Here is a 12,750-nt window from a genome sequence, read left to right as displayed (position 1 = left end):
ATCGCCGATATTCCCAACGCCATCGCCGCCCCCAAGAACGTGCCGGTCTATGACACCACCGCACTGGCGGATCATGGCCCGCGCGGCGGCCACTATCGGGTCGTGTGTCTCTTGCAGAATTTCAACCCGATCAAAACGCGCGGGGTCCGCGGCGACGGCGGCACGCAGGGCCGTACAGCTTCTGTTTGTGGCACTTCTGAGTGCGCCGATTCCCACCATGCATGACCTTGGGTCGTCCACCCGTCATAGGGGTCAACCTGCATCACGATGACAGTGGTCTTGTGTGACGCTTTCGCGCGGAGGCAAGGCCGCACCCAGTTCCGCGGGGTTGGCGACAGTCTCGGCATTGGCACCCATGGCGCGGGCGTGCGCTACGAAATCCACGACAAAGGAGGCTGGCACAGTCGGGCAATCTGCGATGAGGCTGTTGAAACTGTCCTGCCCGGTGTTGTTTTGCAGCTTATGAATGACGGCAAAGCCGCCGTTATCAAGCACCATTACAATCAGTTTTTTCTGGGTCAGAACAGATGAATAAATATCCGGTCAGTTCCGCCACGGCCACTGCGTATTGCACACCGCCACCAGCGATGATCACGGTGCGAATAGCCCCCGCAAGAACATGCCACCGACGCTGACAATTCGCGGATTGCGGCATCCATGCGCTGCATACGACCAGTTTCATCTGTGGTGATCAGGTGGAAAAAGTCTTGGCTGATTTCGCATCAACCTTTTCCAGCCGTGTGCTGGAGGACGATGCGATAATTTCAGCCACCGCATACTGCCGCAGCATCCGCACAGTTGGCGACAAGGCAAAAATGGCGGGGCGGGGCAGGCTTTGCTCCCCCCCCCGGATTTCCGCAGCTTGCGCACTGCCCGGTTACAGCACAGGCAAGCGATCAGCGGCCAGCACAATGGCAAAACGTCATGTTCAAAACTGACCCGCCACGCCCGCGGTCAAGTCGCTATTTGAACCATCTGCACGCCGCCGTCGTGCCTGCGCGCAACAGCTTCGGCAAATGCACGATCCTGGTCGCGGCCCCATGCAGCGACAGAATAGCGTTTTACCACGTCACGCAACGCCATCATGCGTGCGCGACGTTCATCGGCAGGCATGTGCAACGCCTGCAAAATCGCGCGATCCATCGACCGATAGGAAAACGGTTTGGTGATGACCGCCGCCCCCATTTCAACCGCCGCACCAGCAAATTCCGACAGGACAAGCACACCGTCATTGTCGGTGCGTGTCGCGACATATTCCTTGCAGACCAGGTTCATACCGTCTGCCAGCGGGGTGATCCACGCCACATCGGCAGCCAGATAATATTTGATCAGGTCATCAAAGGGAATCGCGCGTGAAATCAGTGCGATCGGCTGCCATTCCAGCGTGCCGAACCGCCCGTTGATCCGGCCTGCGGCCTCTTCCAGCGCGGCCTGCGTATCCTCATAAGCCATCATATTGCGGTTGGCGCTGACCGAGACATGCATCAGACGCACCTTGCCGCGCAAATCGGGGTTGGTCTCCAGCACGCGTTCGAAGCTTTCCAACGGCGCCATCCCGCCCTTGGTGTAATCGGTGCGCCCAACCGAGATGATGAGATTGGCATCGCCCATTTCATGTTTGATCTTCTGGGCAGCGGCCTGAACAGCGGGGTTTGTTGCCCGCTTTTCGATAAAATCCACTGAAACACCCACGGCGGAAGAGCTGATCGCGATCTGCCGCCCGTCGCATGCGATCAGCGTGGGCGCGCTGCGTTCACTTAACGCAGTGCCTTCTGAAATCAGCTCTGGCGCGACAGACTGACGTTCCAGCGTGGTGACATCGAACAGGCTGGCGCCACCAGCATCGACAGATCATTCAACGTATCGCCCGCCGCCAGAACGCGGGTGCGCGCCACACCCAGATATTCGACCAGCAGCAACAGCGACGGCCCCTTGCTGACCCCGCGCGGCAGCACATCAAAAAAGCGATTGTCGGATATCAGCGCATCCGCGCCCAGATCATCGGCAATGTGCACCGCGCCGTTATCAAACGCGCCCGCGTCCATGTCATAGCTGACGCGATAGCGGAATGCGGTGGTTTGCAACGTCAGGCCCGGGTGCCCGTCAAGTGCCGCACGCACCCGCGCGCCACGGTCCGCCCATGCTTGGGCGATCTCTGTCTCAAGTGCGGCAATGGGCGATACTTTGCGGTCTTTCATCTGCGCAATCGTCGTACCGACGTCACCCACAACGAAATCGGGCCAGGGCACACGACCGTCGCTGCACTGCGGCAAAGCCCATGAAGGAGATGCCTGTCATGCCAGAAGATTCCGAAGCAATCGTCAAAACGGCTATTTTTCCGGTTGCCGGGCTCGGCACTCGGTTTCTGCCCGCGACCAAGGCCACACCCAAGGAACTTTTGCCGGTCATCGACACCCCCTTGATCCAATACGCCATCGACGAAGCACGCGACGCAGGCGTGGAACGCATTGTCTTTGTCAGCCACCCGTCGAAATCTGCCATCGAACGCCACGTGCAGGATGACGCGGACCTGCGCGAACGCGGCAAAGCCAGGCTGGCCCGCGAACTGAAGCAAGCCGCCATCGACGAAGACCTGCACGACGTGGTGTTCGTGATGCAGGATGAACCGCTGGGTCTGGGGCATGCGGTGCTGTGCGCACGCGACAATGTGCTGCCCGGCCCTGTCGCCGTCATATTGCCTGATGATCTGATTGTGGGAAGCAAGGAATGCCTTTCAGAAATGATCGCGGCTTATCCCAATTGCGATTCCGGGCATATGGTTGCCACGATAGACGTCGCGCGCGACGACGTTGCCAGCTATGGCATCCTTTCCGTGTTGGCGCGCAACGGGCGCGTGATCAAGGCGAATGGCATGGTCGAAAAACCGGACCCTGCGGCGGCACCTTCTAAATCCGCCGTTGTCGGGCGTTATGTGCTGGACGCAGCTATCTTTGATGCGCTGGCGCGGCAAACGCCCGGTGTTGGCGGTGAAATCCAACAGACCGATGCGATTGCAACACAAATCTGCACGACAGGGCTGTCCGGATTCGCATTTTCCGGGCAACGGTTTGATTGCGGGTCAAAACAGGGGATGCTGGCGGCCGGCCTGCACCTTGCCCGACAAGATCCGGCTTTTGATGCTGTTCTGGACGAATTTGTCGCGGGGCAATCTTCCTCAACCGCGGCTTGACCGCCTGCACGCCAGAATTCGCGGGTGCGCAGGCACACAAACTCGCACCTAAAGGGTGTTCAGGGCGTTCATATAGTGGCCGGTCACGCCGTTTTTGCTGAAAACCGCTTGACCTTTGCCCCCCTGACAGGTTGAACCACCCTCAGATTTTCATGCGGATATGGGCGGTTTTAGATGAACGACCAGAACAAGAACCTCATCCTGGCGACAGTGCTCAGCTTTCTGGTCATCATGGCCTGGTCAGTGCTGTTTCCCCCAGAAGAGGCGCCCATCGCCCCCGCCACCCTTGATGCGGCAGCAAGCGCCCCGCTCTTGCCAACCGCAGAGCCAGTGACAGACGCGACAGCACCGGCAACAGACCCTGTGCAATCGGTGCAGGTCGAAGCGGCGCGCATCCCGATCGAAACACCCGAACTTAGCGGTTCGTTGTCGCTGCAAGGCGGGCGGATCGACGATCTTGCGCTGCGCACCTACCGTGAATCGCTTGATGAAGGCGCGAACACGGTGCAGTTGTTACGCCCCGTCGGGGGGCCTGACGCTTACTTCGCAGCCTTCGGCTGGACCGCGACAGACGGGATTGACCCCGGTGCAGTGCCCGGCCCCGATACGATATGGTCAGTCGAAAGCGGCGACACGCTGACCCCCGCAAGCCCCGTGACACTGGTCTGGGACAATGGCGCCGGCCAAATCTTCCGCACCACCGTTTCTGTGGATGATGCATTCATGTTCACTGTTGCGCAAAGCGTTCAGAATATGGGTGCGGCACCCGTTTCCGCGCGGCCATACGGGCTGTTGCGGCGGCAGGGGGTTCCTTCCGACCTGAAGAATTTCTTCATCCTGCACGAAGGTCTTGTGCGGATGAGCGATGGCGAGTTGGAAGAAACCAAATACAAAAAAATTACCGATTATGCGGTGGACCCCCGCGAACGCACCCAAGCCGAGCGGGTCGAGGTCAGCACCGCCGGCTGGATCGGATATACCGACCATTATTGGATGACGACACTGATCCCGCAACAGGGCACGCCTTTCCGGTCAACATCAAAATATTACGACAATCGCGATTTGTTTCAGGCCGAAGCGGTGATGCAGCCCGAAACCGTCGCCCCGGGCGCGACCGCCACCGTGTCGACCCGGCTGTTCGCGGGCGCAAAGGAATGGGAAAGCATCCGCAATTATGAAAATGACGAAGGCGTGACCGGTTTTCTGGACAGCATTGATTGGGGTTGGTTCTTTTTCCTGACAAAACCGATCTTTTGGCTGTTGCACACGCTGAATGCATACATCGGCAACATGGGTTGGTCGATCATCGCGCTGACTGTGATCCTCAAGGCGCTGGTGCTGCCGCTGGCCTATAAATCCTATGTGTCCATGGCGCGGATGAAGGAACTTCAGCCCGAAATGGAAAAGCTGAAGGAAAGCGCCGGCGATGACCGGCAGGCCATGCAGCAGGGCATGATGAAGCTTTACAAGGAAAACAAGGTGAACCCCGCGTCTGGGTGTCTGCCGATCCTGTTGCAGATTCCGATCTTCTTTTCTTTGTATAAGGTGATTTTCGTCACCATCGAACTGCGCCACGCGCCATGGTTCGGCTGGATCAAAGACCTCAGCGCGCCTGACCCGTCGTCGATCATGAACCTTTATGGGTTGCTGCCCTTCAACGGGCCTGAACAGGGTTCGATCCTTGCGCTGATCTTTATTGGTATCCTGCCGCTGTTGCTGGGCGTGTCGATGTGGTTGCAGCAAAAACTGAACCCGGCCCCAACGGACCCGACCCAACAGATGATCTTTGCGTGGATGCCATGGATTTTCATGTTCATGCTGGGGTCTTTTGCCAGCGGACTTGTGATTTACTGGATCGCGAACAACGTCATCACCTTTATCCAGCAATACGCCATCATGCGCAGCCACGGGGCGAAACCGGATGTGTTCGGCAATATCAAATCCAGTATCAAGCGCAAAAAACAGGCGGATGCGGACAAGAAACAAAGCAAATAGCGGCGCAGGCAATGCCTGCACGCGACACACACAAGATCGAGGTGTCTGATATGGAACTGCGCTTTCCCGAGGTAAAGACCCCCGATGAAGCATCGCTAGAGGCAGGGCGCATGCTGTTCGCGGGCGAGACCGAATTTGTCAAAGGCGTGGTCGCAATGGACGGGCTACCCCCTGCCGACCGCACCGAGGTGTGCTTTGCCGGGCGGTCCAACGTCGGCAAATCAAGCCTGATCAACGCGCTGACAGGCCGCAAGGGGCTGGCGCGCGCGTCAAACACGCCCGGTCGCACGCAGGAAATCAACTTTTTCACTGCGGGCGATATCTATGTCGTTGATTTACCCGGCTATGGCTTTGCCAATGCGCCGGTCGCTGTGGTGGAAAAATGGCAGCGCCTGCTGAAACAATACCTGTCGGGCCGCCAGACCCTGCGGCGGGTGTTCGTGCTGATCGACGCGCGCCACGGGGCCAAGGCCGTGGACGAAGAAATCATGTCACTTCTGGACAAATCCGCCGTGACCTTTCAGGTGGTGATGACCAAGGTGGACAAGGTCAAAGGCGCCGCACTGGATGATGCGATGGCGCGCACCCGTGCGGCACTGGCCAAGCACCCCGCGGCGTTTCCCGAACTGATCCTGACCAGCTCTGAAAAGGGCGAAGGCATCGCCACGCTCCGCGCCGTGATTGCGGGGATATCATGAAGCAAAGGACCGACGATATGGACCGTGACTGGATCAACACCGCCCGCACCTTGTCAGAGGCAGTGCCCTATCTGCAACGCTATGCCGGTGCCGTGGTCGTGGTGAAATTCGGCGGTAACGCCATGGGCGATGCTGATGCAATGGCGGAATTTGCCCGCGATATCGTGCTTATGAAACAGGTCGGGCTGAACCCCGTCGTGGTGCATGGTGGTGGGCCGATGATCAACCAGATGCTGGACAAGCTGGGGATCAAATCGGAATTTGTGCGTGGCAAGCGTGTCACTGACAAGGATACGGTGGAAGTCGTCGAAATGGTGCTGACCGGGCTTGTCAACAAACGCATTGTGCAGGCCATCATGGACGAAGGCGGGCGCGCTGTCGGCCTGTCGGGCAAAGATGACGACCTGATGGTCGCCGAAGCTGACGATCCCGAACTAGGCTTTGTTGGCCGTCCGGTGGAAATGAACGTTCAGGTGCTGCGCGACCTTTATAACGCGGGCATCATCCCTGTCGTGGCCCCGGTTGCCACCGGCATGGGGGCCAATGAAACCTTTAATGTCAATGGCGATACGGCCGCCGGTGCGATTGCGGGCGCACTCAAGGCGGACCGTCTGTTGCTGCTGACCGACGTGCCGGGCGTCAAGGATGCCAACGGCAATGTCGTGACCCAACTGACGCCCGATCAGGTCCGCGCGATGATCGCCGATGGCACGATCGCGGGGGGGATGATCCCGAAAACCGAAACGGCGCTGGATGCGCTGGAAAAAGGCGTGCGCGCGGTTGTGATCCTTGACGGGCGGCTGCCCAATGCCAGCCTGCTGGAATTGTTCACCGAACACGGTGCAGGCTCTATCATCCGCGAACCACGCTAGGGCGCAAACGCTTTGCGTTCTGCGCGCTGGTGGATAAGGTTTGCGCATGAATGATACCTTGTCGAATGTGATACACGCGCTTGCGGCCCATGGCCTGCAAACCATGGGGCATTGTGCGATCACGCCAGCAGATGCGCTGCCACTGGACCAGGGGGCGTTGATACTTGTCGGCCCTGACGAACCCCGCTTCTGGGGCATTTTCAGCCATAGCGATTTTTACGCTGACGGCGCGGCTCACCCGCTGGACCGCTGGTCGCAGGCGACGCTTGACGCGCTGGCGGCACGGTTTGGCGGCCACGCCGTCTATCCCTTTGGCGGGCCGCCCTATTTCCCGTTCCAAAGCTGGGCCATCCGAACAGGGCGGGCATGGGCATCACCCATCGGATTTCTGGTGCATGATCGGGCGGGGCTGTTCGCGTCTTATCGCGGCGCATTGGCCGTGCCGTGGGATATGCCCCCCGATACCCCTGGGGTGAAACCCTGCGATGCCTGCGCCGATACCCCCTGCAAAACCGCCTGCCCTGTGGGCGCGTTCAACAAAGGCTACGACGTGCCTATCTGCAAGGGCTGGCTTAACAGCCCACAGGGCACGGACTGCATGACGCAGGGCTGTGCAGCGCGGCGCGCCTGCCCCGTGGGCCAGGGCCTGCGCCTGCCGCCACAAGCCGCATTTCATATGGGGGCCTTCCTGTGACCCTGCGCCTGATCCTGATCCGCCATGCCAAATCAAATTGGGACAACCCGTTTGCCGATGATCATGCCCGGATTCTGAATGGCCGCGGACAGGATTCGGCGCGTGCCATCGGGGCTTGGCTGGCTGAACGCAGATATCTGCCGGATCTTGTTTTATGTTCGGATGCAGTGCGCGCCCGACAAACCGCCGCCCTGATCCTGCCCCTGCTGCACCCCACACCACCCCTGCGCCTGTCGCCACGGCTGTATCATGCCGCACCCGATACCATGCTTGACCGGATCAAACGAGAAACGGTGCCGGTCATCGCCGTGATCGGGCATAACCCCGGCATCGGTATTCTGGCGGGTGAATTGGTGCGCGCCGCGCCCGACCATCGCCGGTTCAGTGATTACCCGACCTGCGCGACGACCGTCATAGACTTTGATGCCGCCGAATGGGGCGCCGTCCGGCGGCATGAAGGGAACTGTGTGGATTTCGTGGTGCCGCGTGACCTGATCGGCATGACCGGCCACGCGGAATAGGCGCGATTAGTGCCCGAGGATCTGGCTCAGGAACAGTTGCGTCCGCTCTGACTGCGGATTGAGGAAGAATTCCTCTGGCTCGTTCTGTTCGACGATCTGGCCCTGATCCATGAAAATCACGCGGTTGGCGACCTGACGGGCAAAGCCCATTTCATGCGTCACGCACAGCATGGTCATGCCTTCTTCGGCCAGTTCGATCATCGTATCCAACACTTCCTTGATCATTTCGGGGTCAAGGGCGGATGTCGGTTCGTCAAACAGCATGATCCGGGGTTTCATACACAACGACCGCGCAATCGCCACGCGCTGTTGCTGACCACCTGACAACTGCCCGGGGTATTTATCAGCCTGTTCGGGGATTTTCACCTTTTTCAGGAAATGCATCGCAATTTCCTCGGCTTCTTTCTTGGGCGTCTTGCGCACCCAGATCGGGGCCAGCGTGCAGTTTTCCAGGATCGTCAGATGCGGGAACAGGTTGAAGTGCTGAAAACACATGCCAACCTCTGACCGGATCTTGTCGATATTCTTCAGATCTGATGACAGTTCGGTGCCGTCAACGATGATCTGCCCGGCCTGATGTTCCTCAAGCCGGTTGATGCAGCGGATCAGCGTCGATTTACCCGAACCCGACGGCCCGCAAATGACGATGCGTTCGCCGCGCTGCACCGTCAGGTTGATGTCACGCAGCACGTGAAAGGTGCCATACCATTTGTTCATGTCGTGAATTTCGATGGCAACCTCGTCCGAAACCTTCATCTGGCTGCGATCAACGGCGCGTTCTTGTGTTGTTTGTCCAACCATGTGTCAGTCTCCTTAGCGGTGTTCACGCTGGAGTTTTTTCTCCAGATACTGTGAATAACGGCCCATGCTGTAGCAAAAGATGAAAAACATGATGCCAATGAATAGGAAAAGCTCCCAGTAGACGCCGTTCCATTCGGTCGAGGCACGGATCGCACCGGCAAGTCCAATGGGATCAAGCAACCCGATGAAAACCACCAAAGTCGTGTCCTTGAACAGACCGATAAAGGTGTTCACGATTCCCGGAATCGAGATTTTCAGCGCCTGCGGCAGAATGATCAACCGCATCGATTTCCAGTAATCAAGGCCCAGAGCATCCGCCGCCTCGTATTGTCCCTTGGGCAATGCCGCCAGACCACCGCGCACCACCTCGGCGATATAGGCCGCCGAAAACAGGGTTACCATGATGATCACCCGCAGCATCAGATCAAAGTTCGTGCCCGGCGGCAGGAAATAGTTCAGCAGCAATGACGCGGTAAACAGCCACACGATCAGCGGCACGCCGCGGATGACTTCAATAAAGACAACGGCGGAATATTTGATGATCGGCAGGTCGGATTGACGCCCCAGCGCGAGCAGGATCCCCAGCGGCAGCGACAGGATAATCGCCGAAATCCCAATGACGACCGATAGGGTGAACCCGCCAAATTCTTTCGACGAAATAAAGGGCAGACCTATTGTGGTGGCACCGTTCAAGACGCTAATCAGCGGCCCCGCCAGCAAAAGCCAGAACAGGATCGGCCCCAGGATCGCTCCGATGGTGCCCAAAAGCGCGTTGATGGCCGCAAGAAACCGAAAGGCAAAGACACCAACGATAAATCCAAGCCCGATGACGATTGGCCCCCAGATCGACCCACCCCAAAGCAGCATATACATCACGAATGGCGTGGCGACCGTGCCAACCAACATCTTGCGCGGCAAGCTGTCGAACAAAATTGGCGCAATACCAAGCAGAAACACCACCAACGCCAGAACAGGCCGCCAATAGGCATCACGCGGGTAAAATCCAAAAATAAGCTGCGGCCAGCGTTCTGTGATCACGGCAAAACACGCGGCAGATGCGCCCTCGCCTAGTGTCGCGTTGCGAATAGCGCGGCATTCCGTCAAAGAACCCGCATCCCAGATCCCATTGACCAGCCACGGTCCGATGTGGCTGACAATCCAGTAGACAACGTAAAGCGAAATGATCGTCAGGACCGTATTCAGCGGCCCTGAAAACAGGTTTTCGCGCACCCATTTGATCACACCTACCTCGGCCAGTGGCGGGGTCTGTTCGTCCAGCATCGTGTCGCGCACGTAAGAAACAGATTTTGCATTTGTGTCTGACATTTCACCGCTCCTGCAGTTGGGTGGATCGGTTGTAAAGGTTCATCGCCCCGGAAATCAAAAGCGACAGCACCAGATAGAATCCGCCAAGCAGCAGCATTCCTTCCAATTCGCGGCCGGTCTGGTTAATGGTGATCCCGCCCAATGTGGCACGCACATCCATATACCCCACAGCAATGGCAAGGGACGAGTTCTTGGTCAGGTTCAGATACTGCGAAATCAGCGGCGGGATGATGACCCGCATCGCCTGTGGCAGGATGATCAGGCTCATTGTGCGGTTCGGCTGAAGCCCTAGCGCGAATGCCGCTTCGGATTGGCCCTTGGAAATGGCCAGAATACCCGCGCGCACGTTTTCCGCGATAAAGGCACCGGTATAAAGCGACAGCGCAAACCACAGCGCGATCAGCGAATTGCGCAGGTGGATCCCTTCGGTAAAGTTAAAGCCGCGCAGGTAGGGTTGCACGATCGTCGCGCCCAGCGCGAACAAGGCAATGCCTACAGGCACGAACAGCAAGACAATCTGCTGATACCACGTCACGGGGCGAACGCCTGTTGCCTCTTGGATCCGGTCGGCACGACGACGGATAAAGCGGATCGCCAGAATGCTCAGCCCCAGCACGCCAAATATCACGACCCAATCAAACAGGCCGCTGGCCAATGGCACGGCACCTTCGGTTGGGGCGACGGCCTCTTGCCCGCTGATCGAATTGGTGAAACCAACGCGCGGGATCCAGATGCCACGGTTTGTGACGGCGACGCTGTCGCCAAGGATCATGCTGGAAGTTGCGTCTTCTCCGCGGAAGTCATTGGGGCGCGGCATGCTTTCGGTCATGATTGCAAAGATCAGGATGATCCAAAGCAACAGCGGCACGTTGCGGAATGCTTCGACGTAGACCGCCATCAGCTTGTTGACGACCCAGTTTTTTGACAGACGCAGCACACCGGCAAAAACACCCAACACCGTTGCTGTCAGACAGCCCAGAAAGGCAACCAGCAGCGTGTTGAGAATGCCAACCATCGCGGCACGCCCGTGCGACATCTGATTATTATATTCAATCAGCATCTGGTTAATGTCATAACCAGCGGCATTTTTCAAAAAGCCGAAATTGAAATCTTTGCCAAGCGCCTGCAGGTTCGAGATCGTGTTGTTGACCAACCATGCCATGCCGGCAAGGATCAGGATAAAGGCTACCACCTGAATGGTGATCGAACGATAGCGCGTGTCATAAATAAGTTGGCTAAGCCGAAATGATTCGGTTGGCGGATCTGTCAACGTCGACATATGTATATCTCTCCCGTGGCTCCTGTTGGTCGTGTGGCTGTCGATTGTTCCGACTATTTCCACCGCAGGATGCGCAATTCTTATAGCTTTATCGCTATGGGACAAAGGGCCCAGCAATGCCGGGCCCTTTGCCTTCATCAAGTCTTAGCGGAAGGGCGGCGAATAGATCAGGCCGCCTTCGGTCCACTTTGCGTTCAGGCCACGGGCCAGACCGATTGGGGTGCTTTCACCGATGTTCTGTTCGAACAGTTCACCATAGTTGCCGCCAGCGGCAATGGCATTCAGCGCCCAGTTTGGCGCCAGCCCCAGCATCGCGCCCAGTTCACCTTCGGAACCCAGCAAGCGGTTGATTTCTGGGTTATCTGTCGGTGCCGCAGCCAGTTCGGCCACATTGGCAGAGGTCACGCCCAGTTCTTCTGCTGCAATCAGCGCGTTCAATGTCCAGCGCGTAATGTCAGCCCATTCGTTATCGCCATGGCGAACAAGCGGGCCAAGCGGCTCTTTCGAGATGATTTCAGGCAGCAGAATATGATCGCCGGGGTTTTCAAAGGTTGCACGTGTTGCAGCCAGACCTGATGCATCTGTGGTGTAAACGTCGCATGCACCAGCCAGATACTGCTGCTGCGCTTCTGCGTTGGTTTCGATTGGCACGGGTTCATAGCTGATGTTGTTGGTGCGGAAGAAATCCGCAAGGTTCAGCTCGGTTGTGGTGCCGGTCTGGATACAGACAGTCGCGCCGTCCAGTTCCTTGGCTGACGAAACGCCCAGCGCCTTGGGAACCATGAAGCCCTGGCCGTCATAGTAGTTCACACCGACAAAGTCGAACTTCAGATCAACATCGCGGCTGAATGTCCATGTGGTGTTCCGAGCCAGAATGTCGATTTCACCCGACGCAAGCGCTGTGAAACGTGTTTGACCAGTGGTTGGCACGAATTCGACCGCCATCGGATCACCAAGAACAGCCGCCGCAAGAGCACGACAAACACCGACGTCAAAGCCTTTCCAGACCCCGTTCGCGTCTGGCACAGAGAACCCGGCCAACCCCGTCGAAACGCCGCAGTTCAGCGTGCCACGTGCTTTGACATCATCAAGCGTCGCAGCCGATGCAACACCCGCGACAAGACCTGTCACAGTCAGCGCACCGAATAATACGGTTTTTTTCATTTTTACCTCTTCCTGAGTTTCCGCCCCTTTCCGGGGCGGCCAATTTTTTTCTGCCCCGCAGGACAGTCATGTACAATGGACCCAGTCCCCTGACCCCAGTGCACCAAATGTGCGGAATCTGACAAAGAGGTCAAGTGTGACAGACACAAAAGAAATGGCAAATGACCCATAAAAGGGCAAAGTCACTTTTTTAAGACAAAAAACAGGCCA

13 protein-coding genes and 2 pseudogenes are annotated in these 12,750 nt (G+C 57.8%); 8 read left to right on the top strand and 7 right to left on the bottom strand.

Features of this window, described 5'->3' with window-relative positions; all coding sequences use genetic code 11:
- Window positions 1-225, top strand: a 225-nt coding sequence (locus IBX59_RS11810; RefSeq protein WP_296375756.1) for a hypothetical protein, incomplete at its 5' end; no start/stop codon positions are given.
- On the opposite strand, the pseudogene IBX59_RS11805 reads toward IBX59_RS11810, so the two are convergent.
- Window positions 210-540 (bottom strand): annotated as a pseudogene (locus IBX59_RS11805) (thiamine pyrophosphate-dependent enzyme); the annotation flags it as partial. The gene IBX59_RS11810 and the pseudogene IBX59_RS11805 sit on opposite strands and share 16 nt — an antisense overlap.
- 95 nt (window positions 541-635) lie before the next feature.
- Here IBX59_RS11805 and IBX59_RS11800 point away from each other — a divergent pair.
- Window positions 636-764, top strand: a pseudogene (locus tag IBX59_RS11800) (gfo/Idh/MocA family oxidoreductase); the annotation flags it as partial.
- A 190-nt stretch (window positions 765-954) separates the two neighbouring features.
- On the opposite strand, the gene IBX59_RS11795 reads toward IBX59_RS11800, so the two are convergent.
- Window positions 955-1,734 (bottom strand): trehalose-6-phosphate synthase, encoded by a 780-nt coding sequence (locus tag IBX59_RS11795; protein WP_367119380.1) that lies wholly within the window; start codon window positions 1,732-1,734, stop codon window positions 955-957.
- Window positions 1,735-1,778: 44 nt separating this feature from the next.
- Window positions 1,779-2,249 (bottom strand): HAD family hydrolase, encoded by a 471-nt coding sequence (locus IBX59_RS11790; RefSeq protein WP_367119379.1) that lies wholly within the window; start codon window positions 2,247-2,249, stop codon window positions 1,779-1,781.
- Between the two features lie 47 nt (window positions 2,250-2,296).
- On the opposite strand from IBX59_RS11790, the gene IBX59_RS11785 reads away from it, so the two are divergent.
- The 6 genes from IBX59_RS11785 (at window position 2,297) to IBX59_RS11760 (ending at window position 7,970) form a co-directional block, all read left to right on the top strand.
- On the top strand, window positions 2,297-3,190 hold the full coding sequence (locus IBX59_RS11785) for a UTP--glucose-1-phosphate uridylyltransferase (RefSeq protein WP_296375750.1): 894 nt from the start codon (window positions 2,297-2,299) through the stop codon (window positions 3,188-3,190).
- A gap of 174 nt (window positions 3,191-3,364) precedes the next feature.
- Window positions 3,365-5,185 (top strand): membrane protein insertase YidC, encoded by a 1,821-nt coding sequence (gene yidC / locus IBX59_RS11780; protein ID WP_296375748.1) that lies wholly within the window; start codon window positions 3,365-3,367, stop codon window positions 5,183-5,185.
- A 50-nt stretch (window positions 5,186-5,235) separates the two neighbouring features.
- Window positions 5,236-5,883 (top strand): ribosome biogenesis GTP-binding protein YihA/YsxC, encoded by a 648-nt coding sequence (gene yihA / locus IBX59_RS11775; RefSeq protein WP_296375754.1) that lies wholly within the window; start codon window positions 5,236-5,238, stop codon window positions 5,881-5,883.
- The gene (gene argB, locus IBX59_RS11770; protein WP_296375746.1) at window positions 5,880-6,755 is read left to right on the top strand and encodes an acetylglutamate kinase; all 876 of its coding nucleotides are present in this window, start codon (window positions 5,880-5,882) and stop codon (window positions 6,753-6,755) included. Before yihA ends, argB begins: the two co-directional genes overlap by 4 nt.
- Window positions 6,756-6,801: 46 nt before the next feature.
- Window positions 6,802-7,449 carry a ferredoxin gene (locus IBX59_RS11765; RefSeq protein ID WP_296375744.1) on the top strand — a complete coding sequence of 216 codons (648 nt, stop codon included), beginning with the start codon at window positions 6,802-6,804 and terminating at the stop codon, window positions 7,447-7,449.
- A complete protein-coding gene (locus IBX59_RS11760; protein ID WP_296375742.1) occupies window positions 7,446-7,970 on the top strand; it encodes a histidine phosphatase family protein in 525 nt (174 codons plus the stop codon). Before IBX59_RS11765 ends, IBX59_RS11760 begins: the two co-directional genes overlap by 4 nt.
- 6 nt (window positions 7,971-7,976) lie before the next feature.
- Here the strand turns inward: IBX59_RS11760 and IBX59_RS11755 are convergent, their stop codons facing one another.
- The 4 genes from IBX59_RS11755 to IBX59_RS11740 form a co-directional block, all read right to left on the bottom strand.
- Complete coding sequence (locus IBX59_RS11755; protein WP_296375740.1) at window positions 7,977-8,771, bottom strand: amino acid ABC transporter ATP-binding protein; 795 nt, start codon at window positions 8,769-8,771, stop codon at window positions 7,977-7,979.
- Window positions 8,772-8,783: 12 nt separating this feature from the next.
- A complete protein-coding gene (locus IBX59_RS11750; RefSeq protein WP_296375738.1) occupies window positions 8,784-10,097 on the bottom strand; it encodes an amino acid ABC transporter permease in 1,314 nt (437 codons plus the stop codon).
- 1 nt (window position 10,098) lies between these two features.
- Window positions 10,099-11,376, bottom strand: coding sequence for an ABC transporter permease subunit (locus IBX59_RS11745; protein ID WP_296375736.1), 1,278 nt, complete (start codon window positions 11,374-11,376; stop codon window positions 10,099-10,101).
- Window positions 11,377-11,520: 144 nt separating this feature from the next.
- Window positions 11,521-12,540, bottom strand: coding sequence for an amino acid ABC transporter substrate-binding protein (locus tag IBX59_RS11740; protein WP_296375734.1), 1,020 nt, complete (start codon window positions 12,538-12,540; stop codon window positions 11,521-11,523).
- Between the last annotated feature and the right edge of the window lie 210 nt (window positions 12,541-12,750).

Source organism: Yoonia sp., assembly GCF_014859355.1.
GTDB lineage: Bacteria > Pseudomonadota > Alphaproteobacteria > Rhodobacterales > Rhodobacteraceae > Yoonia.
Note: the sequence above shows the minus strand (reverse complement) of the source record. Positions and strands in the feature narration are given on the sequence as shown.

Coding starts and splice junctions, on each gene's coding strand:
- IBX59_RS11755 (WP_296375740.1), bottom strand. CDS start 8,771: ATGGTTGGACAAACAACACAAGAACGCGCCGTTGATCGCAGCCAGATG.
- yihA (WP_296375754.1), top strand. CDS start 5,236: ATGGAACTGCGCTTTCCCGAGGTAAAGACCCCCGATGAAGCATCGCTA.
- yidC (WP_296375748.1), top strand. CDS start 3,365: ATGAACGACCAGAACAAGAACCTCATCCTGGCGACAGTGCTCAGCTTT.
- IBX59_RS11740 (WP_296375734.1), bottom strand. CDS start 12,540: ATGAAAAAAACCGTATTATTCGGTGCGCTGACTGTGACAGGTCTTGTC.
- IBX59_RS11765 (WP_296375744.1), top strand. CDS start 6,802: ATGAATGATACCTTGTCGAATGTGATACACGCGCTTGCGGCCCATGGC.
- IBX59_RS11750 (WP_296375738.1), bottom strand. CDS start 10,097: ATGTCAGACACAAATGCAAAATCTGTTTCTTACGTGCGCGACACGATG.
- IBX59_RS11785 (WP_296375750.1), top strand. CDS start 2,297: ATGCCAGAAGATTCCGAAGCAATCGTCAAAACGGCTATTTTTCCGGTT.
- IBX59_RS11745 (WP_296375736.1), bottom strand. CDS start 11,376: ATGTCGACGTTGACAGATCCGCCAACCGAATCATTTCGGCTTAGCCAA.
- argB (WP_296375746.1), top strand. CDS start 5,880: ATGAAGCAAAGGACCGACGATATGGACCGTGACTGGATCAACACCGCC.